Source organism: Acidimicrobiales bacterium (assembly GCA_033344915.1).
Lineage (GTDB): Bacteria > Actinomycetota > Acidimicrobiia > Acidimicrobiales > Aldehydirespiratoraceae > JAJRXC01.
Genome location: JAWPML010000001.1, coordinates 520,318 through 543,196, shown reverse-complemented (window position 1 = coordinate 543,196; position 22,879 = coordinate 520,318). Strand labels below are relative to the sequence as shown.

Below are 22,879 nucleotides of genomic sequence, written 5' to 3'. Positions count from 1 at the left end.
CCAATACTTTCTGGGGTCAGACCCCAATACTTTCTCAGGCGGTGAGGGCCCAGGGGCGGGTGCGTTCCCAGAGCAGGGCGATGTCGAGCAGGAGCTTCTCGCGATGGTGGGCGGCGAGGACCTGCAGACCCACCGGGAGCCCGTCGCTCGCATTGCCGGCCGGGAGGGAGATCGCGGGGTTGCCGTAGATGTTCGACGGCGCGGTCAGCGCGCCATTGTTGCCGGCGTTGCTCTCCCGCCCGCCGAACTCCGATGGCAGATGGCCCTCGGCGTCGAACGCCGTCGACGGGTTCGTCGCCGCCAGGACGACGTCCACGTCGCCGAACACTGCGCCCATCGCCACGTTGAGCTCGATCCGCCGGGTCTCGGCCTTCACCATCGCGTCGAGGTCGATGCGCTTCTCGGCGCTCTCGACACTCGCCCGCATCATCCCGGTGAGATCCCCGGCACAGGCCGGCCACCGGTCGCCGAGCTCCTTGCGCAGGCCGATGCCGCCGGTCAGGCCCCACGCCCCCATCACGTTGGGCAGACGGAGATCGAGCGCGACCCGCGAGGCACCCATCGCGGCGAGGAGTTCCTCGGCCGCCGCGATCACGATCTCCTCGGTCTCGGGCGCCACGACCGCGCAGCCGAGGTCGGGCACGATGGCCACCCGCAGGCCGCGCAGGTCACCGATACCGGCACCGAGGTCGTTCTCGAACCCGTCGACGCGGGGAAGGCTGAACGGATCACGGGGATCGGCGCCGTTGGTGACGTCCATCCAGCGTGCCGTGTCGCGCACGCTGCGGCTGACGCAGCCCTCGACCGCAGTGAGGTTCCCCACCATCGGTCCCTTGGGGACGCGGCCGTAGGTCGGCTTGAGCCCGACGAGACCACAGAAGCCGGCCGGGATGCGGATCGAACCGCCGCCGTCGCTCGCCGTGGCCAGCGCGAACATCCCGCCGGCGACACCGGCCGCGGAACCGCCGGACGAGCCGCCCGGGGTGCGGTCGGGTCCCCACGGATTCCGGGTGACGCCGTGCAGCTTCGTCGTGGTCTGGTTCACCCCGCCGAACTCGCTCGACGTCGTCTGCACGGTCGGAATCACACCACCCTGCCGGAGCCGCTCGACCGGGATCGAGTCGGCGTCGGCGACCCGATCGGCCAGCGCGACCGATGCCTCGGTGTCGGGCCATCCCGCGACCGGCAACAGCTCCTTGACCGCCAGCGGCACGCCGCCGAACGGCAGCGACACGTCCGCGTGCTCGGCCGCGGCGAGGGCGGCGTCACCGTCCACATGGCACACCGCGTTGAGCGGATCATCGGCTGCCGCGTCGAGCGTGGCCTGCACCTCCTCGCGTGGATGGCGCTCGCCGGAGCGATACGCCTCCACCAACGAGATCACATCGCCCTGCCATGGTCCGTCGCTCATCCGTGCCCCCGTGCTGTCGATTGCGTCCGCACCACCCTACGATCCCCACGTGCTCACGGAAATCAGTCGGCGCGCGGCCGCCGACTTCACGGACACGATCGCCTATCTGAGCGACGACGGCGTCGCCATCACCTACGCCGAACTCGAACGCGCCGCCGAGGAGGTCGCGGGAGGCTTCGCGGCCGAAGGAATCGGTGAGGGCGACGTCCTGGCCCTCGTGCTTCCCTCCGTCGTCGACTATGTCGTCTACTACCTCGCGGCGGCGCGCGTCGGCGCAGTCACCGCCGGGATCAATCCGAAGCTCCGACCGCGCGAGATCACCAACTGCCTCCGGGTCCTCGACCCCGCCCGCGTGATCGCCACCACGGAACTGACGGAGGGAGTGACGGCCGCGGGACTCACCGCGGACGTGATCGTCCCCGGCACCGACGGCGCCTCGCTCGCCGCGCTCCATCGCACCGGCGACCGCGCCCCGGTGCCCGACCTCGCCGACGACGACGACCGCCCGGTCTGCATCTGCTTCACCTCCGGGTCGACGGGCATGCCGAAGGGCGCCTGGTACACGAACCGCCAGCTGCGCCGGATCGCCGAGCTCGACACCGGCGGCGCCTGGGGTGGCGGCGGACACGGGCTCTCCTCCACCCAGTTCGCCCACGTCGGCTTCATGACGAAGCTGCCCTGGCTGCTCGCGAGCGGACGTACGACCCACCTGCTTCGCCGCTGGTCCGCCGGACCGGTGCTCCAACTCATCGCCGACCACCACATGCCCGCGGTGACCGGGGTGGCGCCCCAGCTCGCCCTGATGGTGCGACATCCACTCATCCGAGAGCTCGACTTCTCCGCGGTCAACGCCGTCGTCGCGGGCGGAGCTGCATCGCCACCGGCGCTCGTACGCGAATGCCGGGAGCGCTTCGGCGCCGGCTACTCGATCCGCTACTCGTCCACGGAGTCCGGCGGCATCGGTCTGGGCACCGCCCTCGATGCCGACGACGAGGAGGCGTTCCACACCATCGGTCGACCGCGCCCTGGCGTCGAAGCCTCGATCCGCGACGAGGACGGCACGCCGCTGCCGGATGGCGAGATCGGCGAGCTCTGGCTGCGCTCGGACTGTGTCATGAGCGGATACTGGAACGATCCGGAGACCACCGCCGAGACCCTGGTCGACGGCTGGCTACGGACCGGGGATCTCGCCCACGTCGACGACGCCGGCTGCTACCGGCTGTCCGGCCGGCTGAAGGAGATGTTCATCCGCGGCGGGTACAACGTCTACCCGATGGAGGTCGAGTCCGTGCTCGTCGCCCATCCGGCCGTCGCCGAGATCGCCCTCGTTCCTCGGCCCGACGACGTGATGGGCGAGATCGGCGTGGCGGTCGTGGTCCCCACGGACCCGGCCGCACCCCCGGGTCTCGACGAGCTCCGCACCTTCGGCGCCGACGAACTCGCCGCCTACAAGTTGCCCGAGGCGATCCGCATCCTCGACGCGTTGCCCCGCAACTCGAGCGACAAGGTCGACCGCCGGGAGCTCGCCGCCGGGGAAGCCGCCGACTGACGACCGGGCCGATCAGCGCCGGCGGCCCCGCCCACGGCGGGGCCCGTCCTTGCGCTCACGACGCTCCCGTTCCTCCTCGCGCTCGCGCTGGGCCGCCAGCTCGTCCACCAGTGCCCGGTAGCGATCGACGCGACGACCGTCGACCTCGCCGGCATCGACCGCCTCGGCGATCGCGCATCCCGGCTCGCCGCGGTGCGCACAGTCACCGAACCGGCACGACGCCGCCCGCTCCTCCAGATCGCCGAACACGAGATCGAGGGCGTCCTCCGCCTCCCACAGGCCGATCGCCCGGATCCCCGGCGTGTCGAGCAGCAGACCGGCGTCGTCGGGAAGCAGGATGAGCTCGCGGGCGGTCGTGGTGTGGCGGCCTTTGGCGTCCGACGACCGCACGTCGCCGATCTCCAGCAGCTCCTCGCCCAGGATCGCGTTGACCAGGGAGGACTTGCCCACGCCACTCGCGCCGACGAGAGCGAGGGTGCGGCCGGCACCGATGAGGCCCACGACATCGTCGAGCCCACGGCCATCGACGGTGCTGGTCACGATCACGGGAATGTCGCGAGCGACCGACCGCACGACCGCCTCGATCTCGTCGTCGACCGCCTCGTCGCCCTTGGTCAGGATGACCACGGGCTCGGCCCCGCTCTTGTGGGCGAGCACGAGCAGGCGCTCGAGACGGCCCGGCGGCAGCGGCCGGTCGAGACCGTGCACCGCGGCCACGAGCTGCACGTTCGACGCCAGGACCTGTTCGAGGTCACGCTCGGCCGGATCCCGGCGGCTCACGCTGGTGGTCCGGTCGAAGACATGCCCGACAACGGTGCCGAGTCCGTCCTCCTCCTCGAGCACGACCCAGTCGCCGGTCACGGGCGCGACCTCGTCCTGCGCCCGCTGGGAGTCCGACAGCACCCGCACGCGTCCGTCCGCGGTCATCACATCGCACTCACCGCGATCCACGCGGACCACGCGGCCGATGCGGCCGCCCGCCGTCTCGGTGCCCGGCGGCCCGAAAGCGAGACCCCAGGGGCCCAGTTCGTCAGTCAAGGTCCTCGCATTCTCGCGGCTCACGCCGATGGACAGCCAGGACCGTACACACGGGGCGTGGCTCCCGGATGAAAGAGTGGACTGAATGGGAATTCGACGACGAGCGGGCGTCTCCTACGAACCGAGCGGCGAGTCCGTCGTGATCCTCGATGCCGAGGGGACCGTGTTGACCACACTCAACGCCGTCGGCGCGGTGGTGTGGAAGGAGCTCGACGGCGAACGTGACGCCCGCGCCCTGGCCCGCGACCTGGTCGGCGACTTCGACGGTGTCGACGAGGACGAACTGGCCGGCGACATCGAGACGTTCATCGAGAGCCTCGCCGAGTCGTCGTTGGTGGACGTGGACTGACCATGCTCGAGGTCGCCGGTATCGGCATGACCTACCGGCCGGCCCGGGGCCTGCTCGGCCTGTTGGTCCGCTCGGCCTCCGACGAACCCGTGCGGGCCCTCGACGACGTCGACCTCACGGTGAACGCCGGCGAAGTCGTCGGGATCGTCGGACCGAACGGCGCCGGCAAGTCGACCCTGCTGCGGGCGATCACGACCCTGCTCGTCCCGACCGAGGGCTCGGTGACGATCAACGGCCGCGAGGTGACGCCCGACGACGACGCGGCCAAGGTGAGCTTCGGCCTCTCGATCCCGAACGAGCGGTCGTTCTACTGGCGGCTGACCGGGCGCCAGAACCTCCACTACTTCGCCGCCCTGGCCGGACTCGACGAGGAGACCGCCACCCGCCGGGTCGAGGAGACGATGACCGAGCGCGGTCTGGCCCATCGCGACAAGGCCGTCTTCGGCTACTCCTCGGGGATGCTCGCCCAGCTCGGCATCGCCCGGGCGACGCTGCACGAACCACCGCTGCTCGTGCTCGACGAGCCGACCCGCAGCATCGACCCGATCGCGGGCCGCCTCCTGTGCCAGCAGATCCGGGGGCTCGCCGCGGACGGGCGCGCGGTGTTGATGGCGAGCCATCGCCTCGACGAGGTCGTGCTCGCCTGCGATCGCGTGGTCGCCCTGATCAACGGCCGGATCGAGTGGGAAGGCAGCGCGGCCGAGATCGCGGGCGACCCCGCCGGTCTCGGTGCCCATCTCGAACGGCTGGTGGACGACGCCGGGGAGCCGGACCTGTGACGGCGAACGCCCGCCGTCTCCGGGCCGTGTTCCGCAAGGAACTCACGACGCTCACGTCGTATCGCGTCGCGATGGTGCTGCGCCTCGTCAACATCGGCTACTTCGCCGTCAGCTTCTACTTCATCGCCGAGCTCGTGGGCGACGCCGAGTCACTCCAGGGCTTCAGCGGCGGTTACTTCGAGTTCGCCCTCGTCGGCTCGATCGTGGCGAGCTGGGCTGACGTCGGCATCTCCTCGTTCGCCGAGCAGATCAGCGAGGAGCAGAACGAGGGAACCCTGGAAGCGATCCTGGTCACGCCGACCCCGATCTGGACCGTGATGACGGCGAGCCACTTCGTCGCGATCATCTTCGTGGTCGCCGAGACGGTGCTCCTCGTCGGCGTCGGGTTGGCGCTGTTCGGTGCCGGCATCCCCGTCCTCGCGATGGTGACCGCGGTCCCGGTGCTGCTGTTGACGACACTCTCCTTCATCCCGATCGGCATCCTCGCCGCGGCCTTTATCGTGCTGGTCAAGCGGGGCGACCCGATCACCGGGCCGGGTCATCAGCTGACGCTGCTCCTGTCCGGAGCGCTGTATCCGTTGTCGGTGCTCCCGGGATGGCTGGAGGTCGTCACGAAACTCGTGCCGGCCACTTACGGCGTGCGGGCCACCAGATCGCTCGTGCAGACCGACGCCGCCTACACCGAGACGCTCGACGAGATGGCGGTGCTGATCGCCTTCGCCGCGATCGCGCTGCCGATCTCGCTCGCCGTCTTCCGGCGGGCGGTCACCGTCGCCCGCCGGGCCGGCACGCTCGGCACCTACTGAGCGGCTCGGCCCCCGAGCGCCGTCCACGCCTCCTCGAGCAGGGCGTTGGCCCGCTCGACCCGCGTCCCGAGGTCCGCCGCGTGGGCGAGCGCCACCGCCGGCAAGTCGACCAGCGCCGCACCGGCCGCGAGCTGACGGCGGATCACGCCGCGGAACGGCGGCACCGCGAGCGCGTCATCGAGCACCTCGACATCGCCGGTGCCGAGGAACTCGAGGTGGCCGGCGTCGCCGTGGTCGACCGCGACCATCCCGATCAACCGCCGTACCCCTGGGGTGAGCCGTTCGAGCGGGAGCCGGAGCCGGCGCCGCTCCCCCGGCGCGATCGTGCCCTCGAGCCCGTGGAGTTCCGCGATCTCACGCGGCACCATCGGCGGGCGGGACACGGCTCGCACGTCCATGGTCGACGTGTCGATGATCGCGAGATCGTCACCCATGAGGCCCCACCCCCCGAGCAGTGCCGCCGCCGCCAGGGTGGACTTCCCCGATCCGCTCCGCCCCACCAGCAGCAGCGCTTCGGGGCCGCGGGCGATGACGGCGGCATGGACCATCAGGCGCGAAGGACCGGCGACCGCCACGGCGATCGCGAACTGGAGGAGATCGTCGAAGACATCCACGTCACCGGGGGTGAGCACCGGACCGCCGACCTCCACTCGACGGCCGTCGATGCGGGCCCAGGTGGTCTCGGCACCGATCCACACGACACCGTCGGCATCACGGGCCGTCCAGTTCTCGAGCTCCTGGGCGGGCGCCACGGTGTCGACGGCCGGCGCTGCCGGGCCGAGCGTGAGCTCGATCTCCGCGGCGTCGTCGGTCTCCACGGCGCCGAGGCGATCGGTCGCGCACGCGACATGGCGGGGGTCCGCCGCGGTGACCCGAACGGCCACCCCGGCCACGTCGATCGTCCACGAGGTCGAAGTCACCCCGTCATGAAAGCGGATCGGCCTGCCCGGAACTGGGATCGCGCTGGACTACCGTCGCCCCATGGCTCCCGACGCCGACGCCGTCGCCCGGCTCCTCCGAGCCCGCGTGGGTGACGCACCCGTGGAACTCGCGGTTGCGGGGTCGAGCATGGCCGGCGTGATCGCCACCGGGAGCACGGTCGTCATCGAGGCCGCGGACCGTCCCCGGCGCGGCGAGATCTGGGCGTTCGTCGAGGACGATGGCCGCGTCGTCGTCCACCGTGTCCGCGAGCTGGACGGCGATCTGGTGATCGGCCGCGGCGCCGGGAATCCGCTCGATGACGATCCCGTGGCCCGGGACCGCCTGGTCGGCCGTGTGTCGGCGGCGACCCACGGTGGTCAGGTTCGCCGTTTCGGGGCCTGGGATCGACGCCGCAGTCACGTCTCGTTCACGCTCCGCAGGCTCCTGCGCCGTTTCCGCCGTTCACGATCACGGTGACCATGACGATGACCATGACGATGACCATGGTCCCGAAGAAATGGGTCAGATGGTGTTCACTCTCCGTGGTCGGATGTGGTACACAATGGGTCCTGCACACATCCGAACGCGGGGAAGAGGCGAGATGACATACGAAAAGCCGGTGATCCAGAGCCAGGTCGACCTCGAGGGCGAGCTTCGTCGCCGTCGTCGTCGTACCCAGGGCAGCCGCGGCAGCGGCCGCTAGCTCCTGGGCCACCAGAATCTCGGGGAAGGGGCGGCTCCGGCCGCCCCTTCGTCGCGTCCGGGGTCGCGTCAGACCCAGTCGGCCACGCGTCGGAAGTAGTCGTCACGCGCCGTCGAACCGCCGGTGGCGCGGGCGTGGTACAGGCGTGAGTTCTCATCCGTGAAATCCCAGCCGCCCCGCCGGCCGGGGATGCGCGTCACCACGTCGGCGATGCGGCGCAGCGCCGCCCCCGCAGACGCCGTGGCTCGGTCGCGCCGCCACCAGACACCGATGCCGCGGAGAGCCCCGACCGCGTCGCCGTCGAAGCGCCGCCGGCGATCCAGCGACGAGCCCGCCATGCGGCGCAGGACCGGGTCGCTCACCGGTGCGCCGAGCACCCGCGCCGCCCGGTCGAGCGTGTGGCCTGCGAGCTTGGCGACACCCACCCCACCGGCCCGCTGGGCGAACTCGCCCCAGTCGATGTCGTCATTGGCCACCACCACGGCGATGTCGCGGAGCTGGTCGAGTCGTGTCGCCCCGGACAGCGCCGCGTGCACGACGAGATGCAGCAGCTCGTCGCTCGCGTCGAACGTCGGCCGGGAGGCGCCGGCCAGCTCCACCGGACGACGACGGGCGAGCATCGCCGTCGGGTCGAAGCGGATCGATCGCCGGTGGTGCCCGAGGCCGATGACATGCCAATGGAGATCGATGCTGACCGACCCGGCGGTCATCGGAACCTCACCGACCCGATGGCGCACATAGGGCACCCAGTTCTCGTTGAGCTCGTCGACGCCGGCCGCGATCAGCGCCTCGACCGCCGAACCCAGGTCGGTTGCCCCCACCAGCACGTCGAGATCGTTGTACGTGCGCAACTCCGGTCGAGCCATGAGCGCGGCGATGACCGGCCCCTTGAACGTCAACCACGGCACGTCGGCGCGGTCGAGCACCTCCGCGACACGACCGAGGGCCGCGGTGACCTGCAGCCGCAGGAGGCGGTCGTCGTCCACGTCGGCCGCGATGTCGACCGGCACCTCGTGCCCGGCCCGCTGGAGGGCATCGGCGAACGCGGCATCGAGGCGGTGCCGCCGCACCGCCTCGATCAGCTGTCCCCTCCCACCCGTCGACATCGGGGCCAGTGCGCGGTCGAGATCCAGCGGGCCGTCCACGGCCGCGAGTTCACGCAGCGCATCATCCACGACGGCGGGGGCTCCGGGAACCATTCAGCGCGCCACGACGTTTCCGGGGTGGACCCACACCCGGTCAGGGTCCGGGAACGACGCGTGGCAACAGGGCATGGTGGACATCATGGAAGCTGAGGAGCGAGCGGGCACGGATCATCCCGCCTGGTACGGCGCCGTCGCCGGCTTTCTCGCCGCGGCCATCGCGCTGATCTTCGGCGAGGTCGTGGAGGCGTTCTCCGAGACCATCCCGGGGCTCGTGCTCGGCATGGGCGAGTGGATTCTCGACATCACGCCCGGTGAGGTCGCCCAGGAGAGCATCGAGAACCTCGGCAGCAGCGGCAAGTCGTCGCTGATTCCGGGCATCACGATCACGGCGCTGCTCCTCGGCGCCGGGCTCGGCTATCTGTCCAGGCGCCGCTCCCTCTGGATCGGTGTCGCCGGCTTCGCGGCGTTCGGCCTGCTCGGCGGGTTCACGACCGCCCGCAACCCCCAGTCCCCCGCGCTCGCGAGCTGGTTCTGGGCGATCGTCGCCGCCCTGCTCGGTATCGGCACGCTCGTGCTCCTGCTGACGCGACTGCATCGTCCCACCCGTCTGGCCGGGGTCCTCGAGGATCCCCGGGAGAAGCGACCCACCCGCCGGGCCTTCCTCACCTGGTCCGCCGGTGCCGGGGCGGTCGCCGTCACCGGCATGACGGTCGCGCGGGCCGCCGAGGGCACCAGCGCGGCGGAGGTCGCCCGCCGCGAGCTCGACTTCTCCGGAGTCACCGGCACGACGACGCTCCCCACCGGCGATCCGATCACGCCGGGTTCGTTCGACACCGTCGACGGCATCGCCCGCTACATCACCCCGAACGACACCTTCTACCGGATCGACACCGCGCTGAGCGTCCCGCAGGTCGACCCGGACTCCTGGTCGCTCTCGTTCACCGGCATGGTCGACAACCCCTACTCGCTCACCTTCGAGGAGATCCTGGCCATGGACCTCGAGGAGCACGTCATCACCCTGTCCTGCGTGTCGAACAATGTGGGCGGCGGGCTCGTCGGCAACGCCAAGTGGGCAGGCGTGCCCCTCACCCGACTGCTCGACGAGGCCGGCGTGCAGCCGGGCGCCGAACAGGTCGTCGGGCGCTCGGTCGACGACTGGACGGCCGGCTTCCCGCTCGACGTCCTCGCCGACGGCCGCAACGCCATGCTCGCCGTCGCGATGAACGACGAGCCACTCCCGATCATCCACGGCTTCCCGGCCCGGCTGGTCGTGGCCGGGCTCTACGGCTACGTCTCGGCGGTCAAGTGGGTCGAGGAGATCAGCCTCGACACGTGGGACGGCTTCAACGGCTATTGGGTGCCCCGTGGGTGGTCGAAGCTCGGCCCGATGAAGACCGCGTCGCGTATCGACGTGCCCGAGCCGTTCTCCGAGATCGCGGCTGGCGCGACACCGGTCGCGGGCGTCGCCTGGTCGCCGCCCCGGGGCATCTCGGCCGTCGAGATCTCGATCGACCAGGGCGAGTGGCAGCGCTGTGAGATCGCCGCCCCCGGCAGCGACGAGACCTGGGTCCAATGGCGGACCACCTGGGACGCCACGCCGGGCGATCACATCCTCCAGGTGCGCGCCATCGACGGTGCGGGCGACCTCCAGCCGATCGGGCCGAAGGCCGTGGCCCCGGACGGAGCGGAGGGCTGGCACGCCATCCGCGTGGGTGTCGCCTGACCCCGTTAGGTTCCGAGAGCACATGACAGGACCGAGTCGCACCTACGTCCTCGACACCTCCGTACTCCTGAGCGATCCCTCTGCTCTCGGTCGGTTCGAGGAACACGCCGTCGTCATCCCGCTCGCAACGCTCACCGAACTCGAGGCGAAACGCCATCATCTCGAGCTCGGTTGGGCCGCCCGCAGCGCCCTACGAGCCCTCGAAGAGCTCCGGGAACGACACGGCACCCTGCTCGAGCCGCTTCCCGTCAACGACTACGGCGGCACGGTGCGGGTGGAGCTCAACCACACGAACGCAGACATCCTCCCGGACGGGTTCCGCGCCGACACCAACGACAACCGGATCCTCAGCGTGGCTGCCAATCTCGCGGCCGACCTCGCCGCCGAGGGCGCGGCGGTCGTGCTCGTGTCCAAGGACCTGCCCCTGCGGCTCAAGGCGGGCGTGGTCGGGCTCGAGGCCTCGGAGTTCCGCGACACCGACGTCGCCGACGACGGCTGGACGGGCTACACCGACCTGATGGTCGACTCCGCCACGGTCGACGAGCTCTACGCCGACGGCGTCGTCGATCTCGAGGAGGCCCGGGCATTGCCGGTCAACACGGGCGTCGCGCTCGTGGCCGGCTCCCAGTCGGGCCTCGGGCGCATCCACGGCGACAAGCGGGTCCATCGCATCATCGAACGCCCCGTGTTCGACGTGCGGCCCCGGTCGGCCGAGCAGCATGTCGCCCTCGACCTGCTCACCGACGACCGGGTCGGCATCGTCTCCCTGGGCGGACGGGCCGGCACCGGCAAGAGCGTGCTCGCCCTCGCCGCCGCTCTCGACGCCGTGCTCGAGCAGCGGTCCCACTCGCGGGTCATCGTCTTCCGTCCGCTCTACGCGGTCGGTGGCCAGGATCTCGGCTACCTGCCGGGCACCGAGGGCGACAAGATGTCGCCCTGGGCCGCCGCCGTCCACGATGCTCTGGAAGCCATCGCCGGCCCCGAGGTCGTCGACGAGGTCATCCATCGCGAGCTGCTCGAGGTCCTGCCGCTGACCCACATCCGCGGGCGCTCGATCACCGACACGTTCGTGATCGTCGACGAGGCCCAGAACCTCGAACGCAACGTGCTGCTCACCGCCCTCACCCGGGTCGGCGAGAACACGAAGGTCGTGCTCACCCACGACGTCGCCCAGCGCGACAACCTCCGCGTCGGTCGCTACGACGGCATCGGTGCCGTGGTCGACCATCTGCGGGGGCACCCGCTCTTCGGCCACGTCACCCTCACCCGCTCCGAACGCAGTGAGGTCGCCGCCCTCGTCGCCGGCCTGCTCGACGGGCGCAGTTGACGTCGCGGTTTGACGTCGCAGCGCACGCCGCCGCGCCTGCACGCCCGGTCGGGCTTCGGGGCCGGGGCCTCGGGGCGGGGCGGCGAGTCAGCCCTGCATCGTCTCGAGCATCGCCTTCATGTTGGCGTGCACGAGATTGATGGCCTGGAGCGGCCGGATCATCACCTTGAACTCGACGATCTTGCCATCGTCGTCGCACGTCATGATGTCGACACCGTTCACCAGCGTGTCGCCGATGTAGGTCTCGAACTCGAGGACCGCATGGTTCCCGTCGAGGACCCGCTTGGTGTAGCGGAAGGCCTTCGCGGGATCGGGCTCGTCGGCCATGTCACCGGGCAGGACGTTGCCCGCCGCACCGAGGTAGAGCTTTGTGAGTTCCTTGCCCCGCTGGGGCGAGAAGACGATCGGCGACAGGAAGACGCAATCGTCGTGGAGGAGCTCGTCGAGCCCGCCGGGGAACTCCCCGCGCAGGTGGGCGTCCCAGTTGTCCATGACGGTGTGGATCATCCCGTCATCCTGGCAGGCCCGACCTCCTCGCGCCGCTTCGCCACGCGGTAGGTTGCGCCGATGAGCGACGAGCGTGAAGTACTCGACTACGCCACGTACGGCAGCGCCGTCCGGGAGCTGGCCCAGGCGGTGGCCGACGACGGCTACCGCCCCGAACTGATCCTGGCGATCGCTCGCGGTGGGCTCTTCGTGGCCGGATCACTCGGCTACGCCCTGTCGGTCAAGAACATCTACGTGATGAACTGCGAGTACTACACCGGCGTCGACGAGCGCCTGCCCGTTCCCGTGATGCTCCCTCCCTATGTCGACTTCGTGGACATGGAGGACGCCAAGGTCCTCATCGCCGACGACGTGGCCGACACGGGCCACACCCTGAAGATGGTCCACGATCTCTGCTCGGCGCGGGTCGCGGAGGTGCGGTCGGCGGTGCTCTACGAGAAGTCCCACTCGCTGGTGAAGTGCGAGTACGTCTGGAAGCGGACCGACCAGTGGATCAACTTCCCGTGGTCGACCGAGCCGCCGGTGGTCAGCGCCGAGGACGCCCGCCACCGCGTCGTCGACGCGTAGCGGGAGCCCTCGGCCGCAGACTCAGCCGAAGGCGACCGACGGCGGGTCGACCATCACCATGTAGGCGAGCGTGCAGGGCAGTGCCGCGCCGTAGATCTCCTCGTCGCGGACGTCGGCACCCGCGGCGACGAAGCCCGAGTTGCCTTCCCAGTACATCGTCGACAGGTCGAGCAGTTCACCATTGACCGAGATCTGCGGAAGCTCCACCTGACCCGGACCGAAGACCGGGAATCGGACGTCGATCCCGCCGATGAGGTCGTCACTGGTGACCCGCGTCAGGAGGTCGAATTCCTCGCCGTTCGGCATGACGACCGTGACCTCGTCGCCCTCGATGAGGTCGATGTCGGTGAACACCGTCACGTGGTAGGGGGCCGTCGGGAACAGCGTCGGCTCCTGGTAGTGGTGCAGGACGACACAGTGATCGGTCGGCGTCGCCGCCACCGGTTCCGGCTCTGGCTCGGGTTCCGGCTCGGGTTCGGGCTCCGGCTCCGGCTCGGACTCCGGCTCCGGCTCGGGTTCGGGTTCGGGTTCGGGTTCGGGTTCGGCGTCGTCACCACCGTCGTCGAGAATCTCGTCGACGGCGTCCTGATCCACCGAATCGTCGTCGCCACAGGACGCAGCGATCAAGGCCACAGCGAAGAGCGCGGTGAGCAGTTTCATCACGGTTTTCATGGTTCCTCCAGAGGAATGGCTCTCACCGAGAACCATGCCGATCGTGCGTCATCGGGGCGTCACTGGCGCGAGAAGTCGCCGAAATCAGCGAAAACGTCCTGCTGTAACTCGTCGAGCAGGTCCGACCGACGGTCGAGGGGCAGGTTGAAGTCCGCGATGACGAGCTCGTCCACTCCCGCCTCCGCATAGGCGCCGACCGCGTCGCGGATCTCGCCGACCGAGGCGCCGACCAGGCCACCATGGTTCCCCAACCGCGCCGACACCCGCTCCCGTTCCTCCGGCGACTCGCAGAGGCGGCCCATGGCGGAGATCGTGATGCGAATCTCGGCCGGATCACGATCGACCTCGTCGCACCAGCGGGCGATCACCTCCCGCTTGTGGGCGACCTCATGGGGATACGCCCACATGTTCCACTGGTCGGCGTGGCGGGCGACGGTACGCAACGTGCGTTGCTCCCCCTTGCCGCCCACGAGCAGGGGAATCCGTCGACCCTCGAATCCCGCCGGCGCGCACGGCGCCTCATCGAGCGCGTAGTGCTCGCCGGCGAAGGTCGTTCGCTGACCGTCGAGCAGGCCCCGGATCACCGCGCAGGCTTCCTCCAGGGCATCGGAGCGGGCCGCAACCGAGCCGAGATCGATTCCGTAGCGCTGGTGCTCGTTCTCCTGCCAGCCGGCACCGAGCCCGACGACGAGCCGCCCGCCCGAGATCTCGTCCACCGTGCCCGCCATGTTCGCGACGAGCGCGGGGTGGCGGTAGCGGTTCCCGCCGACCATCGTGCCGATGCGGACCCGCGGCACCAACGCCGCCAGCGCCGCCTGCGTGGTCCAGGCTTCGAGCCAGGGGGCGAGTTCCTCGTCAACCGGCGGGCCGACCGGCACGTTGGTCATGAAGTGGTCGGGTACCCAGACGCCGTGCCACCCGTTGGTTTCGGCCCACTGACAGCCGGCGAGCAGATCGGGCCAGGGTTGGGCGGTGGTCGGCCAGAAGCTGAAGTCCATCGCCGCACGGTAGTGCCGGTCAGAACGTGCTGACCGATGGTGGCGAATCGGCCATCTGGGCCAGCAGGGTGTTCGTGGCGTCGGGGGACTCCACGGACGCCTTGCCGTGGCCCCCGGGAGGGGCCCCGATGCCGCGGGTGTAGTAGAGGCTCAACACGCGGTCGATCGAGTGGCGGTCGAGGGCCGGGGCCACGCCTTCGTAGAGGGCCAGGGCCTTGACGAGCTTGCAGACGTCGGCGGGCAGGTACGGGCGCAGGTCGCCGCCCTCCTGCACACACAGCATCCGTAGGTAGGCGGCGGACTCACCGTCACACGCCACGCCCATGCCGTGGGCGACACGGGCGAGGATCCAGTCGAACGCGTCCTCGCCGATGGGACCGATGAAGATCTTCGACTGGATCCGCCGGAAGAACGCCTCGTCGCCGAGGTCGGTCGGATCGAGGTTCGTGGAGAGCACGACCTTGACGTCGAACGGCACCTCGAAGCTCACGCCGTAGTTGAGCGACAGGAAGTCGATGCGGCGATCGAGCGGCACGATCCAGCGGTTGAGGAGTTGATCGGGGGTGAGCACCTGGCGACCGAAGTCGTCGATGATCATCACGCCGTTGTTGGCCTTCATCTGCAGCGGGGCCAGATAGACGCCGCTGGTGTGGTCGTAGGTGAGGTCGAGCATCGAACCGGTCAGCTCGCCGCCAACGACGACCCGGGGCCGATGGCAGAGCACCCACCGGGGATCGAGATCCTCCGGCTGGCGGTCGGCCGCGATGTGCACCGTCGAGTCGAACACGCTGATGATCTGACCGTCGACCTCGATGGCCTTGGGCACGAGCACCTGGTCGGGGCTGATGCGCACGATCCGCTCGGCGATCGACGTCTTGCCGGTGCCGGGCGGGCCGTAGAGGAACATCGCACCGTTGGCGTTGAGGGCCGGGCCGAGGTCGTCGAGGAGTTCGTCCGCGATGACGAGGTCCGAGAAGGCCGTCTTGAGCATCTCGCGGTTGACGTAGACGGCGAGCCGCTGGCGGGCGACCACCTCGCGATAGTGGTCGAGCGAGACCGGGCAGGCACCGGCGTAGCGGGACTGGGCCAGGCGGTCGTTGGCGTGCTGCTGACCGAGGCCGGTGAGGGCGAGCGTGTAGTCGCGCCCGACCATGCCGAGGACCTCGATCTCCTTCTTCTCGCGCAGCTCCTGCACGATCTTGTCGACGAGGCCGGCACTCAGCGCGAGGGCGTTGGAGAGCCCGGTGACGTTCGTCTTGCCTTCGAGTAGGCAGCGCCGCAGCACGAGGTCGGCCACGAGGGCGTACGGGACCCCGAGTTCCTCTGGCGACTTCGGCGGGCGCAGCCCCTGGTCGTTCTCGCTACCGGTCGACACAACACACTCCCCGGGCGTCAGCCCATGTCTCTGCGTGTCCTGTCGGCCGATGGCGGCCGGGTTTGAAGCTATTCCGCGGTGCTCGCCTCGCCGACGGTGCCGGACCGCTGGATGGCCCGCTCGTCGGTGCCCAGATAGCTGGCGATGACCAGCGGGTCGTTGCGCACCACGTCGGGCGTTCCCTCCGCGATCACCGATCCGGACTCGAGGCAGTAGACGCGATCAGAGATGCTCATCACGAGGGGCATGTCGTGCTCGATGACGACCACGGACGCCTCGAGCTCGGCCTGGATCTTCTTGATGAGCGGCCCGAATGCCTCGGTTTCCCGCTGGGCGACACCGCCGGTCGGCTCGTCGAGCAGCAGGACGCGGGCATCGACGGCGAGCAGACTGCCGAGCTCGACGATCCGGCGGGTGCCCGTGGACAGGGCGCCGATCACCTGATCGGCGTAGCGCCCGAGGCCGAGATAGTCGATGATCTCGTCGGCCTCGGCCAGCTTGGTCCGTTCGTGCCCGGGCGACGGCGGGAGCCCCGTCATCGACGGGACGATCAACGACTTCTGGCGGGCCTCGAGCGCGACCATCAACGATTCCCGCACCGTCAGCTCCGGATAGAGCCGCGCGGCCTGGAAGCCGCGCCCGAGCCCGACCCGGTGGCGCGCCGGAGCACTCTTGGACGAGACGTCGAGACCGAGCACCTCGACGCGCCCCTCGGCGGGGACGAACCCGCTCATCGCGTTGAGGAGTGTCGACTTGCCGGCGCCGTTGGTGCCGATGAGCCCGACCAGCTCGCCGTGCTCGACGTGGAACGACACGTTGTCGACGGCGATGTTGCCGCCGAAGCGAACGGTGATCCCGCTCGCGACCAGCGCCGGGCCGTCAGGCTGCGGTCCGCGCTCGCGACCCGCGGTCGGCACCGCCCGGTGCACCGCCGGCGGGCCGGCGTCGTCGTCACGGGATGCGTAGCGCCGCTCGGCGAGGGCGAGGACACCGCCGCGGGCGTTGTGGACGATCTGGAGCAGGCCGCCGGGGAAGTACATCAACAGAATGAGCAGCCCGATGTTTGACGTCAGCAGCTGTTGCAGGGCGCGGAGCCGATCCGGGGTGAGCTCCGGGATGCCGATGATCCACATCGACCCGAGGATCGGACCGGCGATCGAGCCGAGCCCGCCGATGATCGCCATGACGACGACGCGGACCGAGGCCGCGGGGGCGAATTGCTGGGCCGGCGCCAGCGACGGTTGGACGATGACGAACAGAGAACCCGCCAGCGCCGAGATCCCGCCGGCCACGGCGAAGGCGGTGAGCTTGGCGCGGGCGGGCGACACCGTCGAGGCGGCCGCCATCTCCTCGTTGTCACGCACCGCGATCAGCGTGCGGCCGAGCCCGGACGAGCGGATCCGCCCCGCGATCCACGCCGTGAGCATCAGCGCCACGAGACACAGCAGGTACAGGCTGCGGCGCGAGGCCGAGAAGTCCATGCCCAGGAACGACGGCGGTCGGGCCGGCCGCGGAGCCGAGGTGCCGCCGGTGAAGAAGTCCTGGGTGAGCAGCCAGGAGCCGGCCGCGACCGCGAACGCGAGCGTCGTGACCGCGAGGAAGAGCCCCCGCACCCGCAACGCGGGAAGGCCCACGAGGACGGCCGCCACCACGCCGAGCGTCACCGCGGCGATGACCGCGAGACCCCACGGCAGCTCGACGCTCGCATCGAACAGGTCGAACGGGATCGGGATGTCGTGGCCTTTCGTGAAGGCCAGGGTCGACAGCGCGCCGAGTCCGACGAACGCGAACTGGCCGAGCGACAGCTGGCCGCCCCATCCCGTGAGGATCGTCAGCGACAGCGCGACCATCGCGAAGAGGAGCATCTCGGTCCAGATGAGGATCCCCGCGGAGGTGGTGACGAAGATCGGGATGCTCGCGAGGCCGCCGAAGAGGAAGACGAACCCGATCCCGTTGAGGTTGCGGACCCACCACACGGTGCGGAGCCGCTCCGGGATGGGCCGAGACGGAGGCGACAGCGACCAGCCGTCCTGCTTGCCCTCCTTGATGAACCAGAGCACGACGACCAGCACCGTCACGAAGAACCAGACGTTGACGATCTTCTGGTTCGTACTGTCCACGTTGAAGCGGACGATGTTCTCGACCAGCCCGACGGCGAGCCCGGCCCACAGCACACCGGGGAGCGACCGCATGCGGGCGAGCAACGACACGACGAGCACCTTGAGGAGCAGTTCCTCCACGAGGAGGTTGCCGGTGTCGTCGACCTGGGCGGCCTGGAGGCCCTGCAGCGGCGCGGTGAGGATGGCGGTCGTCGCGCTGAACGCCCCGGCGATGGTCCAGACGATCGTCGAGACCCGCCGCGGCGAGGTGCCGTAGACCCGGGCGGTGTCGGGATTGTCGGCCGACGCCCGTACCGCGAGGCCGAAGCGCGTGCGGGTCATGAACAGGCCGAGCAACGCGATCAGGGCCGGCACGACGATCAGGACGGTGATCTCGCGGGCCTGGAGACGAATGTGATCCGTCGGGTTCCACTCCATCGTGAACGCGGTCGGGATCGAACCACCCGTGGTGATGTCGGGAATCCACGACACGCGGGCGAGGGTGAAGATCTGCCCGACACCGATCGTCGCGATCAGGATCACGAGTCGGGGCGACGTGAACAACCGTCTGACCACGATCAGCTCGACGACCATGCCGATCAACGCCGTCCCGGCCACCGCGATGAAGAACGCGAGCCACCACGACACGCCGTAGTTGATGATCATCATCACGAAGATGGCGAGCCCGAACACGCCCATCTCGCCGTGGGCGAAGTTGAGCACGCCCGTGGATCGGTAGACCAGGACGAACCCCGCCGCCAGCGCGGCGTAGGTCAGACCGGTGATGAGCCCGATGACGACGCTCTGTTGCGACAGCTCGATGCCGAAGAGCTCGATCACCCGCCCTCACCTCCGAGGAACACGGCCCGAGCGAGGTCGTCGCGTTCGGCGAGTTCGCGGGCCGGACCCTCGAACCGCACGACACCCTTCTCCATGAAGATGGCGCGATCGGCGAAGGCGAGCGCAACGTTGAGCGACTGTTCGACGATCACCATGGTCTGCCCCTGGGCCCGCAGTCGTTCGACGATGGAGAGCAGCTCCTGCACCACCACCGGCGCGAGGCCGAGGCTCAGCTCGTCGATGAGCAGGACCTCGGGTTCGTGCACCAGCGCCATCGCGAGGGCGAGCATCTGTTGTTGTCCGCCGGAGAGGTCGCCGGCCCGCTCGCCGAGCCGCCCGGCGAGGGCCGGGAACGTCTCGACCACGTCCGCGATGCGACGATCGGCGTCGGCCGCATCGATGTCGGACCCGAGCATCGACGCCCGGAGGTTCTCCCCGATCGTCAGCGCCGGGAAGATCCCCGAGCCGCCGCGCAGCTGCACGATCCCGACCCGGAAGCGGGTCTCCGCCTCGGCGTAGGTGATCGTGCGGCCGTTGAGGCGCACGACACCGCGATCGGGAATGCCGAGCCCGGAGATGGCGCGGAGAAGGGTGGACTTGCCCGCGCCGTTGGTGCCGAGGAGTGCGACCACTTCGCCCTTGGCGACCTCGATCTCGACGTCGAAGAGCACCTGCACCGGTCCGTAGCTGAAGTCGAGGTTGCGCACCTGGAGGGCGGGCACGTCCTCGCCGGAGGCGATCTTGCGGGCCTCGGCCTGCTCCTCCATCAACTCTTCGACGGCCAGGGAGATGTCACGACGGATGTGGAAGGCGCCGCGCCGGATCAGCCAGCCGGCGAGCAGGGCGGTCCACGGGGCCACGACGAGCATGGCGGTGCGATTGTTGTAGGCGTCGGAGATCTGCCCGGCGACGAGCCCGCCGATGAAGCCGCCCATGAGGAAGATGAAGACGGGAAGGAGCGCGAACGCCTGGGCCCGGATCCGGTACGGGGCGACCGCCGCGATGATCGTGGGCGCGGCGACGAACGACGCGGAGATGCAGGCCTGGGCGAGACCGATGCCGATGACGAGCGGCCCGATCGCCTTCAACGGCAACGCGACCATGTAGATCAGGCCGGCGGTGGCGATCAACGTGCCGGTGAGCTTCACCAGCGACTCGGGATCCTCGCGGAACTTCTCGTCGAAGCGCCGCCCCGCGATCGGGATGGCGATGAGCGAGGGAATCCAGAGCAGCGCCTCGATGATGCCCCGGTCGAGCGCGTCGTAGCCGTACTTGTCGTCGAGCAGGAGGTTGAACTGGCCGGGCACCGCGATCAGCGCGAAGCCGAGCACACCGACGCCGGTGGCGAAGAAGTAGAAGGTGCGGATCTTGCGGAGCCGGGCGAGGGCCGTGCTCATCGACGGCTCCAGTTCGTCCACCTCGAGCGCGTCCTCGGTCAGCACCGACGCCTTCTCGTGCTGGCCGCGGGGCGGCTCCTTCATGCGCAGCGAGGCCAGCCCGACGAGCACCGGAGGTATCGCCACGACGAGGAACGCCCACCGCCAGCCCTCCGTGCCCCCGGCGAGTGTCGCGACACCACCGATGGTCAGGGGGCCGAGCAACTGACCGAGCGGCCGGCCCATTCCCTCGAACGCGAAGACCTTGGCCCGGGCGGGAATGGGGTAGGTGTCGGTGAGCAGCGAGTTCGACACCGGGATCCGGTAGGCCTGGGAGAACGACGTCGCCGCGTTGGTCCAGAACAGCTGGAACACGTTCGCCACCAGGGCCGACACGGCCAGCGTGGCCGCCCACGCAAACGAGAACAGCGGAATGAGCCGGACTCGCTTCACCCGATCCGCCAGCGCGGCCATCGGCACGGCACCGAGCACGAGGGCGACACCACCGAACCCCATCACCCCGGCGAGCACGGTGTCGGAGATGTTGAACGTCTTCTGGATGTCCGGTCCGACGACCCGGAACGCCCGGGGGAGGTCGTCGATGAAATTGAGCAGGAACATCATGACGACCGTCGTCGCGCCGCCGACCTTCATCGCCTCCCGCAGTGACATCGGATCCTCACCGACGCCGGGAAGGAGGTCATCGGGAAGCACGACGGCGGCGTCGCGGGCGGCCTGCGCCTCCTGACGCTTCGCTTCCTCCTCGAGGACCGCGGCGGCGAGCGCGGCGGCACCGACGTCGGCCGATGTCGCGTCGGTTCCGTCTGCGGTCATGATCCCCCTCACCGCAGGACGCGGCCGGGCGACATTCTGGCTGCTTCCGGCGACTCGCGCCAAGACTCGACGCGATCCGAACGCGGTTCGGTTGCCGCGGTGAATACGCAGAGCGACGTGCCGTGTGTCACGCTGGTGCTTCCGGACCCGACGCCGATGCACCACCTTCGGCTGGAACCACCCTGGAGGGAACCCCATGTCCACGCGCACCACCCGGTGGCTCGCCATCCTGCTGGCCTTCACCTTCCTCGCCGCCGCGTGCGGCGGAGAGAGCAGCGACGGCGACGGCGACGCATCCGTCGACGGAACCGGCGACGACTCGGGCGATGACTCGGGCGACGACGGCACCGGCACCGGCGACGACGGCACCGGCGACGACGGCACGGGCGACGACGGCACCGGTGACGACGGCACGGGCGACGACGGGAGCTCCGGCGAACCGAACTTCTACGAAGACCCCCGCGGTGGGGTCTTCGACGAGTTCCAGCAGACCTACGACCGCAGCGACGACCCGTTCACCCAGATCGATGCGGTGTGCCTGCCCCACGATGCGGCGAGCGACCGGGTCGACACCGACGCGGGCATCACCGCCGACGAGGTGCGCATCGGCCACATCCGCAGCCGCCTCGAGGAGGCCGTCGACATCGGCTTCGGCATCCCGGTCGGCGATCCGGAGGAGATGTTCGACGTCCTCGTCGACTACGTCAACACCGAGTGCGGTGGCGTGCGCGGCCGCACCGTCAACCTCGGCTACGCCGAGGCCCCGCTCCTGGGCGACCAGGTCGACGCCGAGCGCAACCAGGCGTGTCTCGCGATGACGGAGGACTTCGATGCCGTGATCGTGATGAACAGCAGCGGCTTCCAGGGCACGGCCAACCTGTGCCTCGTCGAGGAGCAGGAAACGGCGTTCATCTCGACGCAGGGCCAGACCGAGGAGTGGATGGAACGCGGCGAGGACCGGCTGATCTCGATGAGCCCGACGCTCGAGGAGAGCGTGCGCTTCATGGCCCTGGACCTCATCGCCAACGGCGCGCTCGAGGGCAAGACGCTCGGGGTCGCTGCGCCCAACACGCCCGGTCAGGCCGAGGCGGTCGAGGCCGGTCTCGTCGACACCCTCAACGATGCGGGCTTCGACATCGTGTTCGACGTGATCGACTGCGGCGGCGGAACCGTCTGCGCCGGTGGCGTGCCCCAATCCGTCACCAACATGCGCAATGCCGGCGTCGATGTCTTCTTCAACGTGCTCAACATCCTGTCGGCCCCCGGCTATGTCGCGGAGATGGTCAACCAGGGCTACGAGGTCGGCGACGTGCAGTTCTACGCCAGCGACTTCAACAGCCAGGCGAGCGAGTTGGTCTCCGGCCAGATCGCCAACAACGTGGATGCGGGCAATCTCTACAACGGCGCGCAGATCATCGACTTCCGGGCCACGGGCAGCGAGCGGGAGCCGGGCTTCGAACCCAACCCGTTCGCCGCCGAGTGCAACCGGGTCTACGCCGAGAACAGCCCGTCCGGGGCGTCGCACGCGTGGGACGACGAGGGCGACTCCGCCTACAACATGGTGTCCAGCGTCTGCTCCATCCTCCGTATCGCGTTGCGGGCGATCTACAACGCCGGCGACAACCCGACGGTGGCGGACGTGCAGGCGGCGCTCGCCAACCTCGGACCGGTCGACACCGGCGGACAGATCCCCGCGAGCATCACGCCGGGCAAGACCCAGACGGCCGACGCGATCCAGACGCTCGACTGGGTGTTCCCGTGCGATCAGCCCCAGCCGTTCACCCGGGCCAACGGCGAACCGATCTGCATCACCGGTCAGAACGACTGGCGCCCTGCGCCCCGCTAGTCACTCCGGCTGAC

Annotated in this window: 19 protein-coding genes; 9 read left to right on the top strand and 10 right to left on the bottom strand. The window is 69.7% G+C overall.

What is annotated here, in order from left to right; all coding sequences use genetic code 11:
* Positions 1-34: 34 nt before the first annotated feature.
* Positions 35-1,411, bottom strand: a complete 1,377-nt coding sequence (locus R8F63_02585; GenBank protein ID MDW3217477.1) for an amidase — start codon at positions 1,409-1,411, stop codon at positions 35-37.
* Positions 1,412-1,460: 49 nt separating this feature from the next.
* Between R8F63_02585 and R8F63_02580 the strand changes: the two genes are divergently transcribed.
* A complete protein-coding gene (locus R8F63_02580) occupies positions 1,461-2,960 on the top strand; it encodes a class I adenylate-forming enzyme family protein (GenBank protein MDW3217476.1) in 1,500 nt (499 codons plus the stop codon).
* Positions 2,961-2,972: 12 nt separating this feature from the next.
* On the opposite strand, the gene rsgA is transcribed toward R8F63_02580, so the two are convergent.
* On the bottom strand, positions 2,973-3,998 hold the full coding sequence (rsgA, locus tag R8F63_02575; GenBank protein ID MDW3217475.1) for a ribosome small subunit-dependent GTPase A: 1,026 nt from the start codon (positions 3,996-3,998) through the stop codon (positions 2,973-2,975).
* A gap of 85 nt (positions 3,999-4,083) precedes the next feature.
* Between rsgA and R8F63_02570 the strand changes: the two genes are divergently transcribed.
* The 3 genes from R8F63_02570 to R8F63_02560 are packed head-to-tail and all read left to right on the top strand — an operon-like array spanning position 4,084 to position 5,932.
* The gene (locus R8F63_02570) at positions 4,084-4,347 is read left to right on the top strand and encodes a PqqD family protein (protein ID MDW3217474.1); all 264 of its coding nucleotides are present in this window, start codon (positions 4,084-4,086) and stop codon (positions 4,345-4,347) included.
* Between the two features lie 2 nt (positions 4,348-4,349).
* On the top strand, positions 4,350-5,126 hold the full coding sequence (locus R8F63_02565) for an ABC transporter ATP-binding protein (GenBank protein ID MDW3217473.1): 777 nt from the start codon (positions 4,350-4,352) through the stop codon (positions 5,124-5,126).
* Positions 5,123-5,932 (top strand): ABC transporter permease, encoded by an 810-nt coding sequence (locus R8F63_02560; protein ID MDW3217472.1) that lies wholly within the window; start codon positions 5,123-5,125, stop codon positions 5,930-5,932. Before R8F63_02565 ends, R8F63_02560 begins: the two co-directional genes overlap by 4 nt.
* Here R8F63_02560 and R8F63_02555 read toward each other — a convergent pair.
* The gene (locus R8F63_02555; GenBank protein ID MDW3217471.1) at positions 5,926-6,852 is read right to left on the bottom strand and encodes a hypothetical protein; all 927 of its coding nucleotides are present in this window, start codon (positions 6,850-6,852) and stop codon (positions 5,926-5,928) included. The genes R8F63_02560 and R8F63_02555 overlap by 7 nt on opposite strands.
* 61 nt (positions 6,853-6,913) lie before the next feature.
* Between R8F63_02555 and R8F63_02550 the strand changes: the two genes are divergently transcribed.
* Positions 6,914-7,330: a S24/S26 family peptidase gene (locus tag R8F63_02550; GenBank protein MDW3217470.1), complete on the top strand. Its 417-nt coding sequence runs from the start codon at positions 6,914-6,916 to the stop codon at positions 7,328-7,330.
* Between the two features lie 294 nt (positions 7,331-7,624).
* Here the strand turns inward: R8F63_02550 and R8F63_02545 are convergent, their stop codons facing one another.
* Entirely contained in the window at positions 7,625-8,755 is a 1,131-nt protein-coding gene (locus R8F63_02545; protein ID MDW3217469.1) for a nucleotidyltransferase family protein, read from the bottom strand.
* An 85-nt stretch (positions 8,756-8,840) separates the two neighbouring features.
* Between R8F63_02545 and R8F63_02540 the strand changes: the two genes are divergently transcribed.
* On the top strand, positions 8,841-10,424 hold the full coding sequence (locus R8F63_02540) for a molybdopterin-dependent oxidoreductase (GenBank protein MDW3217468.1): 1,584 nt from the start codon (positions 8,841-8,843) through the stop codon (positions 10,422-10,424).
* A gap of 22 nt (positions 10,425-10,446) precedes the next feature.
* Complete coding sequence (locus R8F63_02535; protein ID MDW3217467.1) at positions 10,447-11,751, top strand: PhoH family protein; 1,305 nt, start codon at positions 10,447-10,449, stop codon at positions 11,749-11,751.
* 87 nt (positions 11,752-11,838) lie between these two features.
* Here the strand turns inward: R8F63_02535 and R8F63_02530 are convergent, their stop codons facing one another.
* Positions 11,839-12,258, bottom strand: a complete 420-nt coding sequence (locus R8F63_02530) for a nuclear transport factor 2 family protein (GenBank protein MDW3217466.1) — start codon at positions 12,256-12,258, stop codon at positions 11,839-11,841.
* 60 nt (positions 12,259-12,318) lie between these two features.
* Between R8F63_02530 and R8F63_02525 the strand changes: the two genes are divergently transcribed.
* On the top strand, positions 12,319-12,825 hold the full coding sequence (locus R8F63_02525) for a phosphoribosyltransferase (GenBank protein ID MDW3217465.1): 507 nt from the start codon (positions 12,319-12,321) through the stop codon (positions 12,823-12,825).
* Positions 12,826-12,846: 21 nt separating this feature from the next.
* Here the strand turns inward: R8F63_02525 and R8F63_02520 are convergent, their stop codons facing one another.
* The 5 genes from R8F63_02520 to R8F63_02500 form a co-directional block, all read right to left on the bottom strand.
* On the bottom strand, positions 12,847-13,497 hold the full coding sequence (locus R8F63_02520) for a hypothetical protein (protein MDW3217464.1): 651 nt from the start codon (positions 13,495-13,497) through the stop codon (positions 12,847-12,849).
* Between the two features lie 59 nt (positions 13,498-13,556).
* Entirely contained in the window at positions 13,557-14,495 is a 939-nt protein-coding gene (locus R8F63_02515) for a TIGR03560 family F420-dependent LLM class oxidoreductase (GenBank protein ID MDW3217463.1), read from the bottom strand.
* A gap of 19 nt (positions 14,496-14,514) precedes the next feature.
* Positions 14,515-15,870, bottom strand: coding sequence for an AAA family ATPase (locus tag R8F63_02510; GenBank protein ID MDW3217462.1), 1,356 nt, complete (start codon positions 15,868-15,870; stop codon positions 14,515-14,517).
* A gap of 68 nt (positions 15,871-15,938) precedes the next feature.
* Positions 15,939-18,809, bottom strand: a complete 2,871-nt coding sequence (locus R8F63_02505) for a branched-chain amino acid ABC transporter permease/ATP-binding protein (protein MDW3217461.1) — start codon at positions 18,807-18,809, stop codon at positions 15,939-15,941.
* Positions 18,806-21,019 (bottom strand): ATP-binding protein, encoded by a 2,214-nt coding sequence (locus R8F63_02500; protein MDW3217460.1) that lies wholly within the window; start codon positions 21,017-21,019, stop codon positions 18,806-18,808. Before R8F63_02500 ends, R8F63_02505 begins: the two co-directional genes overlap by 4 nt.
* Before the next feature lie 196 nt (positions 21,020-21,215).
* Between R8F63_02500 and R8F63_02495 the strand changes: the two genes are divergently transcribed.
* Positions 21,216-22,865 carry an ABC transporter substrate-binding protein gene (locus tag R8F63_02495; GenBank protein ID MDW3217459.1) on the top strand — a complete coding sequence of 550 codons (1,650 nt, stop codon included), beginning with the start codon at positions 21,216-21,218 and terminating at the stop codon, positions 22,863-22,865.
* The last annotated feature ends 14 nt before the right edge of the window (positions 22,866-22,879 follow it).

Bases quoted from the DNA above. Each gene is read 5' to 3' on its own strand.
- R8F63_02545 (MDW3217469.1), bottom strand. From the start codon at position 8,755: ATGGTTCCCGGAGCCCCCGCCGTCGTGGATGATGCGCTGCGTGAACTC.
- R8F63_02530 (MDW3217466.1), bottom strand. From the start codon at position 12,258: ATGATCCACACCGTCATGGACAACTGGGACGCCCACCTGCGCGGGGAG.
- R8F63_02570 (MDW3217474.1), top strand. From the start codon at position 4,084: ATGGGAATTCGACGACGAGCGGGCGTCTCCTACGAACCGAGCGGCGAG.
- R8F63_02540 (MDW3217468.1), top strand. From the start codon at position 8,841: ATGGAAGCTGAGGAGCGAGCGGGCACGGATCATCCCGCCTGGTACGGC.
- R8F63_02515 (MDW3217463.1), bottom strand. From the start codon at position 14,495: ATGGACTTCAGCTTCTGGCCGACCACCGCCCAACCCTGGCCCGATCTG.
- R8F63_02535 (MDW3217467.1), top strand. From the start codon at position 10,447: ATGACAGGACCGAGTCGCACCTACGTCCTCGACACCTCCGTACTCCTG.
- R8F63_02585 (MDW3217477.1), bottom strand. From the start codon at position 1,411: ATGAGCGACGGACCATGGCAGGGCGATGTGATCTCGTTGGTGGAGGCG.
- R8F63_02525 (MDW3217465.1), top strand. From the start codon at position 12,319: ATGAGCGACGAGCGTGAAGTACTCGACTACGCCACGTACGGCAGCGCC.
- R8F63_02550 (MDW3217470.1), top strand. From the start codon at position 6,914: ATGGCTCCCGACGCCGACGCCGTCGCCCGGCTCCTCCGAGCCCGCGTG.
- R8F63_02520 (MDW3217464.1), bottom strand. From the start codon at position 13,497: ATGAAAACCGTGATGAAACTGCTCACCGCGCTCTTCGCTGTGGCCTTG.
- R8F63_02565 (MDW3217473.1), top strand. From the start codon at position 4,350: ATGCTCGAGGTCGCCGGTATCGGCATGACCTACCGGCCGGCCCGGGGC.
- R8F63_02495 (MDW3217459.1), top strand. From the start codon at position 21,216: ATGTCCACGCGCACCACCCGGTGGCTCGCCATCCTGCTGGCCTTCACC.
- R8F63_02500 (MDW3217460.1), bottom strand. From the start codon at position 21,019: ATGACCGCAGACGGAACCGACGCGACATCGGCCGACGTCGGTGCCGCC.